General features: G+C 50.5%; 13 protein-coding genes. All 13 read left to right on the plus strand.

Annotated features, from left to right (window positions below; genetic code table 11):
- The first annotated feature begins 9 nt into the window (after window positions 1-9).
- From tssC to tssM, 13 genes are read left to right on the plus strand one after another with little or no spacing between them, the layout of a single operon-like run.
- On the plus strand, window positions 10-1,488 hold the full coding sequence (tssC, locus tag Xmir_RS02895; protein ID WP_047964026.1) for a type VI secretion system contractile sheath large subunit: 1,479 nt from the start codon (window positions 10-12) through the stop codon (window positions 1,486-1,488).
- A gap of 2 nt (window positions 1,489-1,490) precedes the next feature.
- Entirely contained in the window at window positions 1,491-1,931 is a 441-nt protein-coding gene (gene tssE / locus Xmir_RS02900) for a type VI secretion system baseplate subunit TssE (protein WP_099112947.1), read from the plus strand.
- A complete protein-coding gene (gene tssF, locus Xmir_RS02905) occupies window positions 1,932-3,764 on the plus strand; it encodes a type VI secretion system baseplate subunit TssF (RefSeq protein ID WP_099112948.1) in 1,833 nt (610 codons plus the stop codon).
- Complete coding sequence (gene tssG, locus Xmir_RS02910) at window positions 3,728-4,780, plus strand: type VI secretion system baseplate subunit TssG (protein WP_099112949.1); 1,053 nt, start codon at window positions 3,728-3,730, stop codon at window positions 4,778-4,780. The genes tssF and tssG overlap by 37 nt, the downstream gene beginning before the upstream one ends.
- Window positions 4,781-4,785: 5 nt before the next feature.
- Window positions 4,786-6,081 (plus strand): type VI secretion system-associated FHA domain protein TagH, encoded by a 1,296-nt coding sequence (gene tagH, locus Xmir_RS02915; RefSeq protein ID WP_099112950.1) that lies wholly within the window; start codon window positions 4,786-4,788, stop codon window positions 6,079-6,081.
- Window positions 6,065-6,619 carry a type VI secretion system lipoprotein TssJ gene (tssJ, locus tag Xmir_RS02920; protein ID WP_099112951.1) on the plus strand — a complete coding sequence of 185 codons (555 nt, stop codon included), beginning with the start codon at window positions 6,065-6,067 and terminating at the stop codon, window positions 6,617-6,619. The genes tagH and tssJ overlap by 17 nt, the downstream gene beginning before the upstream one ends.
- Window positions 6,620-6,621: 2 nt before the next feature.
- Window positions 6,622-7,974 carry a type VI secretion system baseplate subunit TssK gene (gene tssK / locus Xmir_RS02925; protein WP_099112952.1) on the plus strand — a complete coding sequence of 451 codons (1,353 nt, stop codon included), beginning with the start codon at window positions 6,622-6,624 and terminating at the stop codon, window positions 7,972-7,974.
- A 2-nt stretch (window positions 7,975-7,976) separates the two neighbouring features.
- The gene (gene icmH / locus Xmir_RS02930) at window positions 7,977-8,744 is read left to right on the plus strand and encodes a type IVB secretion system protein IcmH/DotU (protein WP_047964019.1); all 768 of its coding nucleotides are present in this window, start codon (window positions 7,977-7,979) and stop codon (window positions 8,742-8,744) included.
- Between the two features lie 9 nt (window positions 8,745-8,753).
- Window positions 8,754-11,492 (plus strand): type VI secretion system ATPase TssH, encoded by a 2,739-nt coding sequence (gene tssH / locus Xmir_RS02935; protein WP_099112953.1) that lies wholly within the window; start codon window positions 8,754-8,756, stop codon window positions 11,490-11,492.
- Window positions 11,492-12,298, plus strand: a complete 807-nt coding sequence (locus Xmir_RS02940; RefSeq protein WP_099112954.1) for a Fis family transcriptional regulator — start codon at window positions 11,492-11,494, stop codon at window positions 12,296-12,298. Before tssH ends, Xmir_RS02940 begins: the two co-directional genes overlap by 1 nt.
- On the plus strand, window positions 12,295-12,963 hold the full coding sequence (vasI, locus tag Xmir_RS02945) for a type VI secretion system-associated protein VasI (protein WP_099112955.1): 669 nt from the start codon (window positions 12,295-12,297) through the stop codon (window positions 12,961-12,963). The genes Xmir_RS02940 and vasI overlap by 4 nt, the downstream gene beginning before the upstream one ends.
- 5 nt (window positions 12,964-12,968) lie before the next feature.
- The gene (tssA, locus tag Xmir_RS02950) at window positions 12,969-14,414 is read left to right on the plus strand and encodes a type VI secretion system protein TssA (protein ID WP_099112956.1); all 1,446 of its coding nucleotides are present in this window, start codon (window positions 12,969-12,971) and stop codon (window positions 14,412-14,414) included.
- Window positions 14,411-18,019, plus strand: coding sequence for a type VI secretion system membrane subunit TssM (tssM, locus tag Xmir_RS02955; RefSeq protein WP_099112957.1), 3,609 nt, complete (start codon window positions 14,411-14,413; stop codon window positions 18,017-18,019). Before tssA ends, tssM begins: the two co-directional genes overlap by 4 nt.
- Window positions 18,020-18,067 lie beyond the last annotated feature (48 nt).

An 18,067-nucleotide genomic window follows, 5' to 3' on the forward strand; every position in this document is an offset into this window, starting at 1 on the left:
AATTTTTAAATGGCTCAGCACGAAGAAAACAGTACAGCTATTGCTTCTGGCGCAACGACCTCCTTGCTTGATGAGATTATGTCCCAAGCGAGAATGACACCGGAAAATGACGGCTACTACATTGCTAAACAAGGTGTTGCCGCGTTTATTGGCAGCATTTTGGACACTGGCTCTAACGAAGAACCTATCAATAAACTGCTTGTTGATAAAATGATCGTTGAGTTGGACAAAAAGCTCAGCGAGCAGATGGATGAAATTATGCATGCCAAGCAATTCCAGGAACTGGAATCTTCTTGGCGTTCACTGAAAATTCTGGTGGATCGCACTGATTTCCGTGAAAACATCAAAATCAACATCATTCATGCCACTAAAGATGAATTGTTAGAAGATTTTGAATTCTCTCCTGAAATTATTCAGTCTGGTTTCTACAAACACGTTTACTCCACAGGCTACGGCCAGTTCGGTGGTGAACCTGTTGCTGCTGTCATCGGTAACTATGCGTTCGGCAACACTACACCTGACATCAAACTGATGCAGTACGTCAGTTCAGTGGGTGCGATGGCTCATGCGCCATTCCTGTCTTCTGTTTCACCTGAGTTCTTCGGTGTTAACAGCTTTACCGATCTGCCTGCCATCAAAGATCTGAAGTCTGTCTTTGAAGGCCCTTCACATACTAAATGGCGTGCACTGCGCGAATCTGAAGATTCACGTTACTTAGGTCTGACGGCTCCTCGTTTCTTACTGCGCCTGCCTTATTCCAATGTTGAAAACCCAATCAAGAACTTCAACTATCAGGAAAATGTCAGCCGTGACCACGAGCACTTCCTGTGGGGTAACACTGCGTACTTGCTGGCAAGTTGTCTGACTGACAGCTTCGCTAAATACCGTTGGTGTCCAAACATCATTGGCCCACAGAGCGGTGGTGCTGTAAGCGACCTGCCTGTTCACCTGTACGAAGCAATGGGTCAGGTTCAGGCGAAGATCCCAACTGAAGTTCTGATCACTGACCGTCGTGAATTTGAACTGGCAGAAGAAGGTTTCATCACCCTGACCATGCGTAAGGGTAGCGATAACGCCGCATTCTTCTCTGCAAACTCAGTGCAGAAGCCAAAAGTTTTCCCGAATACCCGTGAAGGGAAAATCGCGGAAACCAACTACAAGTTGGGCACGCAGCTTCCGTACATGTTCATCATCAACCGTCTGGCTCACTACATCAAAGTATTGCAGCGTGAACAGATCGGCTCTTGGAAAGAGCGTCAGGATCTGGAACGTGAACTGAACATGTGGCTGAAACAGTACATTGCTGATCAGGAAAACCCACCCACTGATGTTCGCAGCCGTCGTCCTCTGCGTGCCGCCGAAATCAAGGTACTGGATGTTGAAGGCGATCCAGGCTGGTATCAGGTTGCGATGCAGGTTCGCCCACACTTCAAGTACATGGGTGCAAGCTTCGAACTGTCTCTGGTTGGACGTTTGGATAAGGAATAATCATGGCTGCGCTGTACAGTTGGAACAGAGGCAGCTCTGCCAGTCTGTTTGAGCGCATTCAAGGGAAGAGCTCCGGCTCTTCCCGTCAGTCAAGGATGCGTGCACTGCTTGATTCTATCAAGAAGCATTTGAATGAAGTGCTGAATTCCCGTCCCGGTGCGTGCCAAAGCGCCATTGACCTGGGTGTTATTGATCTTAATGACGCAACCGCAACATCGGTGGATTTCAAGCAAAGTATCGAATGGGCGATTGAAGAGTGCATCAGAAATTATGAGCCCAGAATATCAGCGGTTTCTGTCAGCGCTACCAATGATGATTCAGATCCGTTGCTGCTGAGCTTTCATATCAGCGCTGAAATTTTTCTGGATGATATCAACGACCTTGTGGAATTTAGCATCCAGTTGGATAACAACCGACGCTACTGCCTGGAGCGAACTCAATAAATGTCATTTGAAAAATATTTCAGAGATGAGTTGAACTATTTGCGACAACTGGGGAAAGAAGCCGCAGTTGAGCGTCCTCATCTTGCTGCATTTCTGTCAGAACAAGGTTCTGACCCCGACGTTGAGCGTTTGCTCGAAGGTTTTGCATTCCTGACAGGCAACCTGCGGGCAAAGATTGATGATCAGTTTCCTGAATTGACCCACGGCCTGCTCAATATGCTTTGGCCGAACTATCTGCGTCCAACCCCCAGCATGACCATCATTGAGTATACCCCTGATGAGAGCGTTGTGACGAAAGCGACACAGGTTAAGCGTGGCACTCAGATTATGAGCCACACGCTGTCGACTCAAGATGATATTTATTCGAACGAAAAATCGGATGCTAAAAAAGACGATCACGGTCGCTGTACCTTCACGCTCTGCCGTGATGTGTGGTTATTTCCACTTTCCATCCGCGACATTTCCGTCAATAACAGTAATGAGAACGGGATCATCGGCCTGAATTTTGCCTCGAAGACCGAACTGAGCCTGCATGAACTGGAGCTGGACAAACTGCGCTTTTATCTGAGTGGTGATGACTATACCACTTCCCAGCTCTATTTCTGGCTCTGCTATTACTTCAGAAAAGCGGAATTGGTTGTGGGTGATACCGTGATCCCACTGCCCGATTTTGATTTTGTCCCCGTAGGATTTGAGCGGGAAGATGCGCTGTTGCCTTACCCGAAAAATGCTTACATGGGATATCGCATTTTGCAGGAATATTTCTGTTTCGCGGAAAGCTTCCTGTTTTTTGATGTAAAAGGTTTCCCGGAACTGCCTGAGGATCTTAAAACCAAAGATTTCAAACTGAATTTACATTTTTCTCAGGCACTGCCCCCAGAAGCCAAGATCCGCCATGACACTTTTCGTCTGCACTGTACGCCGGCAATCAACCTGTTCCCTATGGACAGTGAAGCCATTGAACTCAATGGCAGCCAGACTGAATATCCATTGAAGGCCAGTTACAGTTTTCCGGATAACTACGACATTTTCTCCATTGACGGCGTAGAAAGCTGGCTGACAGGTGAAAATGGCGAACGCAGCCGTGCCCGTATTGGCGAACGTGTTTATACCCCGTTTGAGAGTTTCAATCACCAGATTGATAACGAAGACGAACACTCAATGCGTTATTACCGCCTTCGGGTGAAAGAATCGCCTTTCCGCAGGGGGTTGGAACATTTCATCTCATTTGTGCGGGGTGATGAATCCGATCTGCTCAGACTCAAGCTGAAAGAGAATGTCTCTATCAGATTGACCTGTACCAACCGTGAATTACCGCTGGAACTGCGTGTTGGCGATATTAATTATCCCTCAATCGGCAGCCCGTCATTTGCAACATTCCGTAATATCACGCGGCCGTCAGTGCCTCTCTATCCTCTGCTGGATGGCGGATTGCATTGGTCACTGCTGTCAAATATGTCGCTGAACTACATGTCATTGCTGGATAGGGACGCGCTGAAACAGGTACTGCGTACTTACGATTTTCCAAGTATTCACAACCGACAGTCCAAGCGCTCATCACAGAAACGTCTTGATGCCATTGAAAAGATTGAAACAGAGCCGACAGATCGTCTGTTCCGTGGTCAGCCTGTGCGTGGATTGCGCTCAACGCTCTATATCCGGCAACAGGCATTCAGTTCAGAAGGTGAGCTTTATCTGTTCAGTACGATTCTGTCACGGTTTTTCTCACTGTATGCCAGCGTCAATGCTTTTCATATGTTGAAGGTAATCAATCTAGATAATCAGGAGTGTTATGAATGGCCGGTACAGATAGGTCAACACTCGTTGATGTAATCATTGAGCAGGGTTCTGCCACACCGCTGGCATTGGACATCTCACAGTACAACTTTTACCAGTTGGTTGAGCTGCTTAACCAGCTTGCGGTAGCGTGGGAGAAAACCGGAGAGACAGACCGCCCCGATTTGGAGTCTGTCCGTTTCCGATCCAGTGCCAGTCTGGCATTTCCGACTCGTGACGTCATCTCACTCGCACAATCCAGGAAGGGATACTTCGAATTGGAAGTTTCCTTTATGGGATTGCACGGTAGCCAGTCTCCGATGCCAGGCTACTATCTGGATTCACTGGCATGGGAGGATGCTCAGGGAGAAAACCGCCTGACGGATTTTCTCAATATTTTCAACCATCGCTTAATTACGCTCCTGCATCAGATCTGGCGGAAATACCGCTATTACATCTGCTTCAAGAAGAGCGGGGAAGATGGCTTTTCCCAGCGCATGTTCTCCCTTGTCGGTTTAGGCAGTGATGTCAACCGCCGGATGCTGAACATTAACCACAGCAAAATGCTGGCGTATGCCGGATTGCTGGCAAGCCCCGGGCGCTCACCGGAAGTGATATGCAGCCTCGTTTCCCACTGTTTTGATTTGCAGGATGTCACGCTGCACGGCTGGCAATTCAGAAAAGTCACCATCCCGATGGATCAGCAGAATCGTCTGGGAGGAACCAATAAAGGGCAGAAAATCGGTGATACCGAACTGTCTGTATTGGGGCATAACTTCACCATCGGTTCATGGGTCGGGGATTACAGCGGAAAATTCCTGCTCAGCATCAATAACCTGACACGTGATCGATTTTTGTCATTCCTGCCTGATGGAAATAACTATCTCCCTTTGGTGATGTTTATCTCCTTCGTCATGCGCAGTCAGTTTGCCTGGGAGCTGCGCCTTGGTCTGGCTGAGAATCAGGTTAGCGGCATGGTGTTGGGAGCGAAGCAGAATAACCATCTGGGGTGGACCAGTTTTCTCGGCGAACCGGAAAAGAAACCCTTTGTCACAATTTCAGTTATGGAATAACGACTATGGAAAAACATCAACCAACCCTTTCATTGCGGGTTCTTAATAGTGAACAGCTGGAAAGTGGTAAAGCCGCCAATTGCCAGTTCTCGACACAGGGCGGTACGGTCGGTAGCAGTGAAAGCCACCTTTGGTCTGTGCAGGATCAGCAGGGAAATGTTCGTCCATCACAATTCGCCATTAAGTGGCAGGATGGGGCGTTCTGCCTGCAAGTGCTTGCTGAGCCGGTGCAAATCAACAATGCGACCCTGACGCCTCAGTCAAGTCTGATCCGTTTGCAGCAAAGCGATCAAATCAAAGTCGGCAATTTATCGATCAAGATCCACATCAGTTTTTCTGAATCAGATCGCGTTGATCCTTCAACCGTATCACCGGAATCGTTGGTTTCCAGTTACAGCAACCCGCTGGATGCCATGATGGAAGGCGCGCCGATACAAAAATCCGTGTTTGCCCATGATGAAAGCATTGCGCCGACGGTGATGCACCGTTTCAGTGATGATCCGCTCCGGGTGCTTGATAGTGAAAGCCTGACCACGCTGAAACCGGAAGTTGAGGCCGACGATACGGAACAACTGTTGCCACCGGATCATTATCAATCCCCCCCATTTGCTAACCCTATTTCTGATAACCGAGGCAGTGTTATGGATCAGGAGTTCCTTGATTTACCGGATATCGCTTCCGATCGGCAGTACGAAGATATGGATGTTGATCATGTTGCTATTACCCCTCTTATGCGTGGTCTGGAGGCCCGGCTGCCATTGCACGATAGCCAGCAGGCGAATGACTTTTTGCAAGAGATGGGCAAAACCATGAAAGCTGCGATTGAAGGGTTATTGGCGCTTCAACGCGAACAACATGGGCTGCGTGATAAACAACTTCGTCCTATCGAAGATAACCCGCTGCGCCTGAACATGGATTATGACACGACCATGCAGGTGATGTTTTCAGATCAGAAAAGCCCTGTTCACTTGTCTGCGCCGGCGGCAGTAGCGGAAAGCCTGCAAAACCTGCAACTGCACTATCAGGCCAACCGCGTGGCCATTTCTGCCGCGCTGGACACCATGCTGGAAGCTTTCTCTCCGGAACAACTGCTCCGCCGTTTCTCACATTATCGCCGCAGTAATGAAGTCAAAAATAAAGACGCATCCTGGGCGTGGGAAATGTACACCAATTATTACCGCGAATTAGCTTCCAGCCGCCAACAAGGGTTCGAAAAGTTATTCCGCGAGGTGTATGAGCAGGCTTATGACCGTGCATTGCGTCAGGGCTTGGAGGAATCCAGCAATGACACATTCCGCTAGTCGCCGTCTATGGGCTGTAGGGATTTTATTGCTGTCAGTGATGTTGCTGAACGGCTGTAGCAGTGCATGGAACGCAACAAAAAAAGTTGGTCAGGTTATCTGGGACCCTTCCACGCCGGTAGGTAAACCTGATGATCAGGCTTCTGTTGCCAACATTACATTGCTGGCTGAACCCGACATCAACCCCAATGAAAGTGGTGAAGCGGCTCCTGTTGAAATGAATCTGGTTTATCTCAGTGAAGACTCTCGTTTTCTGGCGGCGGATTACGACCAGCTTGAAAGCGACAAACTCGAAAAGTCACTGGGGAAAAACTACATCGATCATCAGGATTACACCCTGTTGCCGGGGCAATACAAGCCTCTGGAAACCATCACACTGGAAAAGAAGAACCGTTACATCGGTGTCATCGTTCACTATGCAGATGCAAACCAATCTGAATGGAAAAAGATCATCCGGGTAAAAGATATCGGTCGCCATTACCACATCTTGGTGCATGTCAGAAATAACGACGTCGAACTTAGAAAAGAGGAGGAGTAATCATGCCAGGTAAAAACCGGGTGATTTGGCACGAAGGATTATTCATCAAGCCACAACATTTTCAGCAACAACAAAAACACATTGATTATTTGGCACATAGCCTTGTTTCAGTGTTGACACCTTACGCGCATGGTTTCAGCTCTCTGAGCATCAATGATGATCTGCTTAAACTGGGGCGTATTGGGATTACCGAAGCCAGTGGCATTATGCCTGATGGCACCTTATTTTCGGCACCCAGCCAGGATTTGCTGCCAAAACCGCTGGATATTGAAAATATCAATGATCTGAAAAGCAAAGATATTTATCTGGCGTTGCCCATGTCCAGCGATACCATCCGGGAAATTGCTGATCGGGATGCAGAAATTCAGAGCGCGGTGCGTTATCGGGAACTGCCGACGGATATCCGTGACCTGCATACCAAGGGCGGTGACTCCTTCGTTCTTAATCTTGCCCAATTGACGCCCGTCCTGATGCAGGGGTCAGAGGATATGAGTGCGTACACCGCGATCCCACTGTGCCGCATCAAAGAAAAGCAAAAAGATGGCAACATCGTTCTGGATAACGAATTTATCCCGACGTGTTTGTCAATTTTTGTGGCTGACAAACTCAAGCGTTTCATGGTGGAAATCGATGGCCTGCTGACAGAACGCTCAAGAACACTGGCGAAACGTATCGGCTCGCCGGGTCAGCAAGGTGTTGCGGATGTAGCAGAATTTATGATGCTGCAATTGCTCAACCGTGTTCAGCCGTTGTTCAACCATTATGCAAAACAAACCGTTCTGCACCCGCTGCATTTATATACCGAACTGCTCCAGACCTGTGGTGAGCTGAGAACCTTCACAGATGCAAGCCGCCTGCCGGGGAATGTATTGGCATATGACCACAATAATCTGACGGACACCTTCCAGGATGCAATGCACGCAATCCGTGATGCGTTGAACGTTGTTCTGACACCACGTGCAACGTCGATTGCCCTGAAACAGAACGAAGGTGGTATCCGTGTGGCAACGCTCCACGATAATGATCTGCTGCGCAAAGCTGAATTCGTACTGGCAATCAGTGCCAGCACGCCGCAGGAACAATTGCGTCGTCAGTTCGTTCAGCAAACCAAAGTCACTTCAATGGAAAAAATCCGCGATCTGGTCAGCGTTCAGTTGCCGGGCGTGCCACTGATTGCACTGTCCGCAGCACCTCGCCAGTTGCCATATCACTCTGGATATACCTACTTCCGTCTGGATCAGAAGAGCCCGGCATGGAAAGAAATCCAGCAAGGAAATTCCATCGCATTCCACGTATCGGGGGATTTCCCTGACTTAGATATGCAGCTCTGGGCTATCAGGGGCGGTAAGGAATAATCATGAGTGATATCAATGTTGACAGTCTGTCGCTGGAAAAGTCTGAAACGCTGAAAACATTTCAGCATCAGTACCAGCTACCGTTGCGGGGTGAAAGCCTCAACCCAATGATCGATGCCGCCACCCCGTTGTTGGGGATGGTTTTACGCTTGCAGGATATGAATGATCAGGCACTGCCAGACAAGCTTTACCAACAGGTTGTGACTGACATTCGAGCCATTGAGCAGTTTCTGCAAACGAAGGGGTATGAACCCGGTGCGATTGTTTCATTTCGTTACGTACTGTGCACCTTCATTGATGAAACCGCGTTGGGGCATGGTTGGAACAGTCAGAATGGCTGGTTGAAGCAATCACTGCTGGTGCACTTCCACAATGAAACCTGGGGGGGTGAGAAAGTTTTCGTGTTGCTTGAACGCTTGATGGGAGAGGCTCAGCGTTACCAGCATCTGCTGGAGTTCATTTACCTCTGTCTCTGTCTGGGATATCGCGGACGTTACAAAGTCAGCACCCAGAAAAGCGATGACTTTGAGCGCCTGTTCCGCCGCTTGCAACAACAGCTTCACTCACTGCGCGGAGACGCTCCACCAACCACGCTGTACGTCAATATCAACGAGAGTGATGCGCGTTATCGCCTGAGCAGACGATGGACTATCAAACACCTGTTCTGTATCAGCGCAGGTTTGCTGATTGCCATTTACAGCTTCTATGCCATTCGCCTCGGTGATCAGACCCAAGACATATTAAAGCAGCTAAGTAACTTATTAAGATAGGAAGTCGCTATGATTCAGATTGATCTGCCCACTCTTGTAAATCGTTTAAACCCGATGACCCGCCATGCACTGGAAGCGGCGGCGGCATCTTGTGTCAGTCAGCAACAACCTGAAATCACAGTTGCACAACTGCTGCTTCAAATGATTGATACCCCGCTCAGCGATGTGCGACTGATTCTAAATAAAGTAGACATTGATAAAGATCTAGTCAAAGAGCAACTCGATCAGGTGATGACACATCATCAATCGATTGTGCAAACTTACCCCAATTTCTCCCCAATGCTGGTGGAGTGGTTGCAGGATAGTTGGTTACTGGCTTCCACCGAGATGCAGCACAGCGAACTGCGCAGTGGCGTGATGCTGATTGCATTGCTGTTTAGCCCACTGCGTTATCTGGCACCACAAACGGCGCGTTTGCTGGCGGGTATCAACCGTGAATTGCTCCGCCAGAATTTTGCTGAATGGACGAATGGCTCTGCCGAGCAACCTTTTGCTGCCAGTGATAAAGAGGGGCAGGGTGTCCATCCGGCAAACAGCGACAGCCTGCTGGCGCGTTTTACCCAAAACATGACCGAACAAGCCCGTCAGGGCAAACTTGATCCGGTTTTGTGCCGTGATAATGAAATCGATCTGATGATCGACATTCTTTGCCGTCGTCGCAAAAACAACCCTATCGTTGTCGGTGAAGCCGGTGTAGGTAAAAGCGCCCTGATTGAAGGTCTGGCATTGCGCATCATTAACGATCGCGTACCGGATAAATTACGCAACAGTGAATTGATGACGCTGGATCTTGGGGCATTGCAGGCGGGTGCGGCGGTTAAAGGTGAATTTGAAAAACGTTTCAAAGGCATCATGGCTGAAATTAGCCAATCGTCAAAACCCATCATCCTGTTTATCGATGAAGCCCACACTCTGATTGGTGCCGGTAACCAAGCGGGTGGTCTGGATATCTCCAACCTGCTGAAACCCGCACTGGCACGTGGTGAACTGAAAACCATCGCAGCGACCACATGGAGTGAATACAAAAAGTATTTTGAAAAAGACGCCGCCCTGTCCCGTCGTTTCCAACTGGTGAAAGTCTCTGAGCCGACCGCGGACGAAGCCACGGTCATCATGCGTGGCCTGCGTGCCATTTATGAGCAGGCACATGGTGTTCTGATTGATGATGAAGCGCTGAAAGCCTCTGCGGTATTGAGTGACCGTTATCTTTCCGGCCGTCAACTGCCGGATAAAGCGATTGATGTACTGGATACGGCCTGTGCCCGTGTTGCTATCAACCTGACTTCACCACCACGTCAGATCTCTTCGTTGACGACCGAATTGCACCAGATGCAAATGGAAATTGACGTACTGGAAAGAGAGCAACGTATGGGACTGAACGTCCATGCGGAGCGATTGGAAGAGCTGCAAAACCAGCAGAAAGAGATTCAGGGGCAACTTGCTGAGCTGGAAAGCCATTGGCAACAGCAACAGGAATTGGTGAAACAGATCATCGACCTGCGCAGTCAATTGCTGGCTGATGATTCTTTACCGGCTGATGCAGAAAAAACGGCCGAAACCGCCGTTGAAAAAGCGGTTGCAGAGATTGCTGAAAACGCGGAAGAAAATGAGGCGAACGAGCAAAACAAGGCCGTTGAAGAAGCTGAATCCGTCGAAGAAACTGCCGATGAACAATCCCTGATCGAAAAACTGGCGGTGCTTAACGTACAACTGGCAGAGTTACAACAGAAGCAGACTCTGGTTTCTCCACACGTGGACAAAACCCAGATTGCGTCAGTCATTGCTGAGTGGACAGGCGTTCCACTAAATCGCCTGTCACAGAGCGAGCTGTCCATCGTCACTGAACTGCCGACGCATTTGGGGCAAAGCATCAAAGGGCAGGAAACGGCGATCCAATGCCTGCATAAACATCTGCTGACTGCCCGCGCGGACTTGCGCCGTCCCGGTCGTCCTCTGGGGGCATTCCTGCTGGTGGGGCCAAGCGGGGTCGGTAAAACCGAAACTGTCCTGCAAATTGCGGAACTGATGTTTGGCGGTCGCCAATACCTCACCACCATCAACATGTCTGAGTTTCAGGAGAAACATACGGTTTCCCGCCTGATTGGCTCACCTCCGGGTTACGTCGGTTATGGAGAAGGTGGCGTGCTCACTGAAGCTATCCGCCAGAAACCGTATTCCGTTGTCTTGCTGGATGAAGTGGAAAAAGCGCACCCGGATGTACTGAACCTGTTCTATCAGGCGTTCGACAAAGGGGAACTGGCTGATGGAGAAGGGCGCATCATCGACTGTAAAAACGTCGTGTTCTTCCTGACTTCTAATCTGGGCTACCAAACCATCGTAGACCATGCTGAGCAGCCTGATCAGCTCAACGACCTGCTTTATCCGGAATTAGCGGCATTCTTCAAGCCGGCACTGTTGGCACGTATGGAAGTGATCCCTTACCTGCCGTTGGGCCATGAAACACTGAAAACCATCATTCAGAGCAAACTGGCCCGACTGGATACGCTGCTGACTCAACGTTTCAACGCCGAAGTCACTATCAGTGATGACGTATCAGAAGAGATCCTGCAACGTGCTACCCGTGCAGAAAATGGCGCCCGTATGTTGGAGTCCATCATTGATGGCGCATTGTTACCGCCGGTTTCATTGCTGCTGTTACAGAAAATGGCTGCGGGTGCACAAATCAGCGCGATTCGCTTAACCGTAGCAGAGCACGAGTTTCAGGCAGAGGTTGAGGAGGCAGAATAATGAAACAGCGGCTGAAAAGCGCGTTAGCGTTATTGGAATATGACACTATAGAACAACTGGTTGACCATTTCTTGCAGGTTTTGCAGGTCAGCCATAGCTCGCGTTTTGATGCCCTGTTGGTTTTCCTGCTTAACATCACTGAAAACAGGCTGGAAAGCTACAACCTGCCGGAACCTCAGCAGACCAATTCACGACGGCTGCATGTGGCTATCGATGACGTCAATAATCCGTTGATACAAGTATTACGTAAGGGAACCCCAACAATCTGGGATTCCCTTAATCACGGGGCACGTATTGATGATCCTTACTTCCGTACGTTTATTGCAGAGTTACCGCATAACTGTGGGTTGTACGGCATTCCCCTGTTTGACTGCAACGGGCAGGCTTGCGGTGTAATCGCCATATTTGCCGAAAATGTCAACCATTTCACCAACAATGAAAACATGTTCGGCATTTATTGCCATGTTATGCAGCATCGCCTGAAAAAATTGCAGGAACTCGAACAACTGCGTGGACAGTTACGCCAAATCCGTCAGGTATTTCAGGTTCAACGCCAGAAAGAAAAACAATTGGATGAACTGCTTGCTTCCCTGAGTGAATCGAAAAACCCAGCGGCAGTCAGCAGTATCTCCGTGGATTACAGTCATATCGATAATCTGCCAAAGGCCATAGAAGAATTTGAAAGCGCCGTGTTGGTTCAACGTCAGCGTCAGTTTGGTAACGACACCCGATTGATTGCGCAAAGCTTGGGCATTGCCCAGCGGACGTTGGTTTACAAACTGGCTAAATACGGGTGTAGATTATGAATATTGTTTTAATTATCAGTTCATTACTCGCGTCATTGGCAGGGAACCCTAAGCTTGCGGCGGTGGTAGAACCAAAGGAAGCCGTCGCGGTAAAGGAAGAACAAAATTTAGATGAACTGTATAACTGCCGTTTTGAGCCGTCCCCCCTTATTCGGCTGGCATGTTATGACAGTGCGTTGAATAACCTCAAGTTCAAAACAGTACAAATTCCTATCGAAAACATGGGGTTTTTATGGCGGCAGGCGATGGAACAGGAGATGAAACGCACCGATTACTCCACTGATTTCATTGTGAAGCAGGGAGAGAACGGTGCAGCACCGATTATCCTGACCACGCCCGCGATTGGGGTAGCACCTCCACGTCCCGTATTAATGCTGAGCTGTATTGACAGTATCACCCGTTTGCAGGTGGCACTGCCTAAAGCCGCGGAATCTGGTGTTGTCACGGTGACAACCGATAAAACCGAGTACCGAACTGAATGGTTTGTACGCGAACACGGTTACTTATGGGAATCCAGCCGTGGCTTACCGGGCATTGAGGAAATAAAGCGCCTGATGAACAGCGAACGGATGACCATTACGGGCAGTAATGGTCACCAGATCACCTTTAACATTTCTCAGTTGGAGCAAGCAGCGAAGCCATTGCGTGCTGCTTGCCGTTGGTAATCGACATGGACATCAGAACACAATTTGACTGGTTCGGCTCCCTGTTGGCGCCTTTGTCCGATGAACAGATTGGCAAGGCGCTGGGAGATGGTGAACCTTCATGGGAATACATTGACGGCGAAATGATCAAATTTGGCTCGTTGTCGCATAGTTCGTTGGATATTGAAGAGATCCAGCGGCAGGCATTGCAATTGCTGAGCGGAAATTGCAAGGATTTCCGGTTGATGGTGCATCTGTTGCGTACTTTGCAACATGCTGGCAATGCTGCTGAGTTGATCCTCGCCCTCGAGTTATTGACCGAATATGTCAAAAACTACTGGGAAAAGGCGTGGCCAGCCAAGCCGCTGATAAAGCGTCGGTTGGCGCAGCAGGTACTCAAGCGTTTTGAGTCCGCGCAGGGCAGTTTCATTGAACAGGCGGGCAAAAGTGAACGGGATGATGCACAAGGTGCGTTTGCACACTTGGCTCAATGCTGGCATGCCAATGAACCGGAACTTGCCAAAGAAGTTGATCAACTGCGTATTCGTTATAACCGTCAGCCGGAAACCGTACCTACCGCGCCCAAATCGGCTCCGGTAGCGACTACATCGGCATCCACGGTGGAATCTGGGGAACCCACGTCCCAGACTTACGAAGCTGCGCCGATGCCAGAAGTGGACGTCAATAGCTCAAGCGAAAAAGCGTGGAAGCAGACCCTGATGACGGTAGCCGACTTACTGTGTGAACGGCATCCCGAATCGCCCATTGGTTACTCCCTGCGTCGTCATGCTGTTTGGCACACCATTACCACGGCACCCATGGCGAATGCGACAGGCAAAACCCCGTTGGCACCGGCCTCTGCGGATCGCACAGCCGATTATCTGGCGCGATTGCCGATGGCGGACAACAAATTGCTCCGGCAAATTGAGCAAAGCCTGACGCTGGCACCTTATTGGCTGGATGGGCATGTCATTGCCGCACAGGCCGCAGCACAATTGGGTTATGTGAACGTCGCGCTGGCCATTCGTGACGAACTGAACGTTTTTCTGGAACGGTTACCTGTGTTGAAAACCTTAAGTTTTTCCGACATGAGCCCGTTTATTTCGCCAGAAACCCTCAACTGGCTCACACCTGAACCAGCGGCAACGGGCAACGGTTCCGTTTCTGCTGATCAGGAAGCTATCTGGCAGTGTTTCCAGCAACAGGGATTAGAAGCGGCCCTGAAAATGTTGGAAGAACACCAGCAACAGCTTACCGAGCCACGGGATCAATTCTACGGCCAATTGCTCAATGCCCAATTGCTTGAAGAAGCAGGCATGACGGCGCTGGCTCAACAGCATTACCGGAACTTGTTACACACTGGACAACACATGTTACTCACTCAATGGGAACCCGGCCTACTGACTTTACTGGCTGAAAAACTTCCTTCCTCCTCTAAGGATACGGCTTCAAACAGGAGCGTTAACCCATGAAATGGCCCTCTTTGTCATCTTTGGCACCTTTGAAATCGGCCTTACCGGCGCTGTCGAAGTTTAAGTCGTTGCCACGTCTCAAGGCTACGATGGCACTGATTCTGGCGCTTATCCCCTGCCTGCTCCTGATAGCAGTTTGGTGGTGGGGGCCTGACTGGCAAATCCGTAATGACTATCCGCTGGAAAGCCTCGCGGCCCGCTGGCTGGCAACCGCCATCATCATCATGATGGTGCTGTTCTGGATTGGCATGAAAGCGTGGCGTCGCTTGCGGACACTGGAAAAACTCAATCTTGACGTTGAACTGAAAGTGGTAGATCCGGTTCGGGTCGATATTGAACATCAAGATCGCTACCTCGACCACTGGAAATCCCAATTGCAACGCCATCTGGATTCGTACAATTACTTGTACGAACGTCCGTGGTACATGGTGATCGGTAGCCAGAAGAGCGGTAAAACTTCACTGATTAAGGAAGGCTATAAGCTATCCGAAATCGCGGCGCCGGAATATCTGCGTCAGGATGGAGACATTCCTCTGATGCTGCGCTGCTGGTTGGGAGAAAAAGCGGTCATCATCGATCCGAAAGGCCAGTTGATTGACCAGCCCGTCCCGCTTAACAGCGACAAGCCACAAATCAACAGCCGCCTGTGGGAATCGCTGCTGAACTGGCTGACCGAAAACCGTCAGCGCCAGCCACTCAACGGAATTATTCTGACCGTCGATACCCTGCGCCTGCTGACGGATAGCCGCGAGCAGCGTGAACGTTACGTGCGGGAAATTCACCAGCGTTTACAAGACATTCGCCTGACCTTCCACAGCCAGTTGCCGCTCTATCTGGTCATGACCAAAATTGACCTGCTGTACGGCTTTGAAGCGATGTACCAGTCACTGGATCGCAAACTACGGGACGAGATTCTCGGGGTGACATTCAGCCTGAATAACCGTGATGAAAAAGCGTGGCGCAGTGAGCTGGAACAGTTCTGGAAGCAGTGGATGAACAACCTGAACACGGCCATGCCAGACATGATGCTGAACAATGTGGATGCCAACCAGCGCAGCGCCCTGTTCAGTTTCACCCGTCAGATTCAGGGCTTGTACAGCTATATCGTCCAGATGCTGGATGACATTTTGTATAACGACGAACACCACCGCCCGACCCTGCGCGGGGTTTATCTGACCTCGGCGCATCAGGTAGGACAGATGGATGACCTGTTCACCCAATCCGCTTCGGCTCAGTATCATCTGGGGTCGCAGGCATTCCCTACCTGGCCGGCGGGCGACACCCTGCCGTACTTTACCCACTCCTTGTTTGAAGATGTTTTATTGGCAGAGCCGAATCTGGCGGCTGAAAACCGTATCTGGCTGAGCCGTAACCGCCGCCAGTTGTATACCTTCTCTACCGTGAGCGCACTGGTCATTATGGCGATGTGGGGCGGCTGGCATTATTTCTACCAGAAAAACTACCGGGCGGGTGAGGAAGTCTTGACACAAGCGAAAAACTTCCTGTCCATTCCCCCGCCGCAAGGCGATGACCGCTACGGCAACCTCCAGTTGTCACAACTGAATCCGATCCGTGACGCGACTCTGGCTTACGGCAACCACCGTGAAAACAAATCCTTCCTGACTGACATGGCGTTGTATCAGGGCAGTAGCGTTGGGCAACGGGTGGAAAGCACTTACGTGGAACTGCTGGAACAGCGTTTCCTGCCATCCCTGATGAAAGGGCTGCTGGATGATCTGAATAACGCACCGGCAGGCAGTGAGGAAAAACTCGAAATCCTGCGGGTGATGCGCATGATGGAAGATAAAAGCAAACGTAATAATGGGCTGGTAGAGCAGTACATGCGTGAGCGTTGGAGTAAAGCGTTCCACGGCCGGCGTGATGTACAGGAAGCGTTGCTGACGCATCTGGACTACGCCCTGGATACTACCGACTGGAAAGAGAAGCGGGATAAAGGCGAACAGGGCGCCATCGATCGCTTCGCCCCGTTTGTTCAGCCGATGCGGCAGGCCCAGCAGGAGCTGAAAGCCCTCTCCGTCAAACAGCGGGTTTACCAGAACCTGCGTATCAGGGCACAGGATGTCCTGTCAGCGCCGATCAACCTGCGTGACCAGATTGGCCCGAGCTTTGATGATGTGTTTATTGCCAGCAACGAAAAACGGTTGGTGATCCCGCAGTTACTGACCCGTCACGGCCTGATGGATTATTTCGTCCGGCAGAAGGACGAACTGACGAAACTGACCGAGATGGATAGCTGGGTGTTGAACATCACGAAGAATAATCAGGAGAAATCCAATGAGGCCGGGTTGTCGCTGCATCATGACCAGTACAGTGAAAAAGATCAGGAGCGGATCCAGAACGAGATCAATGAACTGTATTTGGCTGAGTACACCGCCACCTGGCGGGCGGCGATGAATAACCTCGAAATACGTGACTTTGATGATCTGCCACAGGCCATCAGTGCCATCGAACAGGTGATCAGTGGTGAGCAGCCTGTCAAGCGGGCACTGCAAATCCTGAGTGATAACACCAACCCGCCGGTGATAGGTCATTCGCTGAGTCAAAAGGAAAAAGAGGCTTTACTGGCGCAGTCGGATTATCAGCTGTTAAACCGTATCAGCCATGACTTTGCCCCGGAAACGGGGGTGCTGGTTGAACGCGGTGATAAGGGCAGTACGCTGCAAAGTGTCTACCAGAAACTGACGGCATTGCACCGTTACCTGCTGGCGATCCAGAACTCGCCGGTCCCGGGTAAAGCAGCCCTGCAAGCGGTTCAGATGCGTCTGGACAAGAACAACAGTGATGCCATTTTTGAAGTGCAGCAGATGGCGAAAACCTTGCCGGAGCCGCTGAACCGTTGGGTGGGTGAGCTGGCTGAACAGGCGTGGCGTGTCGTGATGATGGAAGCGATACGTTCGCTGGAAGTGGAATGGAACGACTCCGTGGTCAAGCAGTACAAGACCTATCTGGCGGGCCGCTATCCGTTCAACCCTGACGCCCGTGAAGAAGTGCCATTGAGTGAGTTTGAGCGCTTCTTCCGCCCGGGCGGCACATTGGATGCCTTCTACCAGCAGAGCCTGAAACCGTTTGTGGATAATGGCCTGACCATGGGCACTGACGGCAAGATACTGATCCGGCCGGATGTGATGAAACAGCTGGAAACGGCGAACCGTATCCGTACCACCTTCTTTACCCCACAAAACGGCCTCGGTACCCAGTTTGCCATCGAACCGGTCAGTCTGACCGGCAACAAACGGCGTGCCTTGCTGAACCTCGACGGCCAGCTGGTGGATTACTCCCACGGCCGCAGTAATGTGGCGCATCTGGTCTGGCCGAACTCCATGCGGGCAGGGACAGAAAGCAAGCTGACCCTGATGCCGGACAGAAGCAATCAGGCACCGCGCGCCATCAGCTTCACAGGTCCGTGGGCACAGTTAAGACTGATCAATAGCGGCAAACTGACCAACGTTCAGCCGGGCTTCTTTGACGTGCGTTTCAATGTGGACGGGGGCGAAATGACCTACCGCATCTACGTAGACGAATCGGACAACCCCTTTGCGGGCGGACTATTCAGCCAGTTCAAACTGCCGGACACCCTCTATTGAGGTGAAGACCTTCTGTACCTCTCCCCTGCCTCCGGGCAGGGATTTTTT

The sequence above is a fragment of the Xenorhabdus miraniensis genome (genome assembly GCF_002632615.1).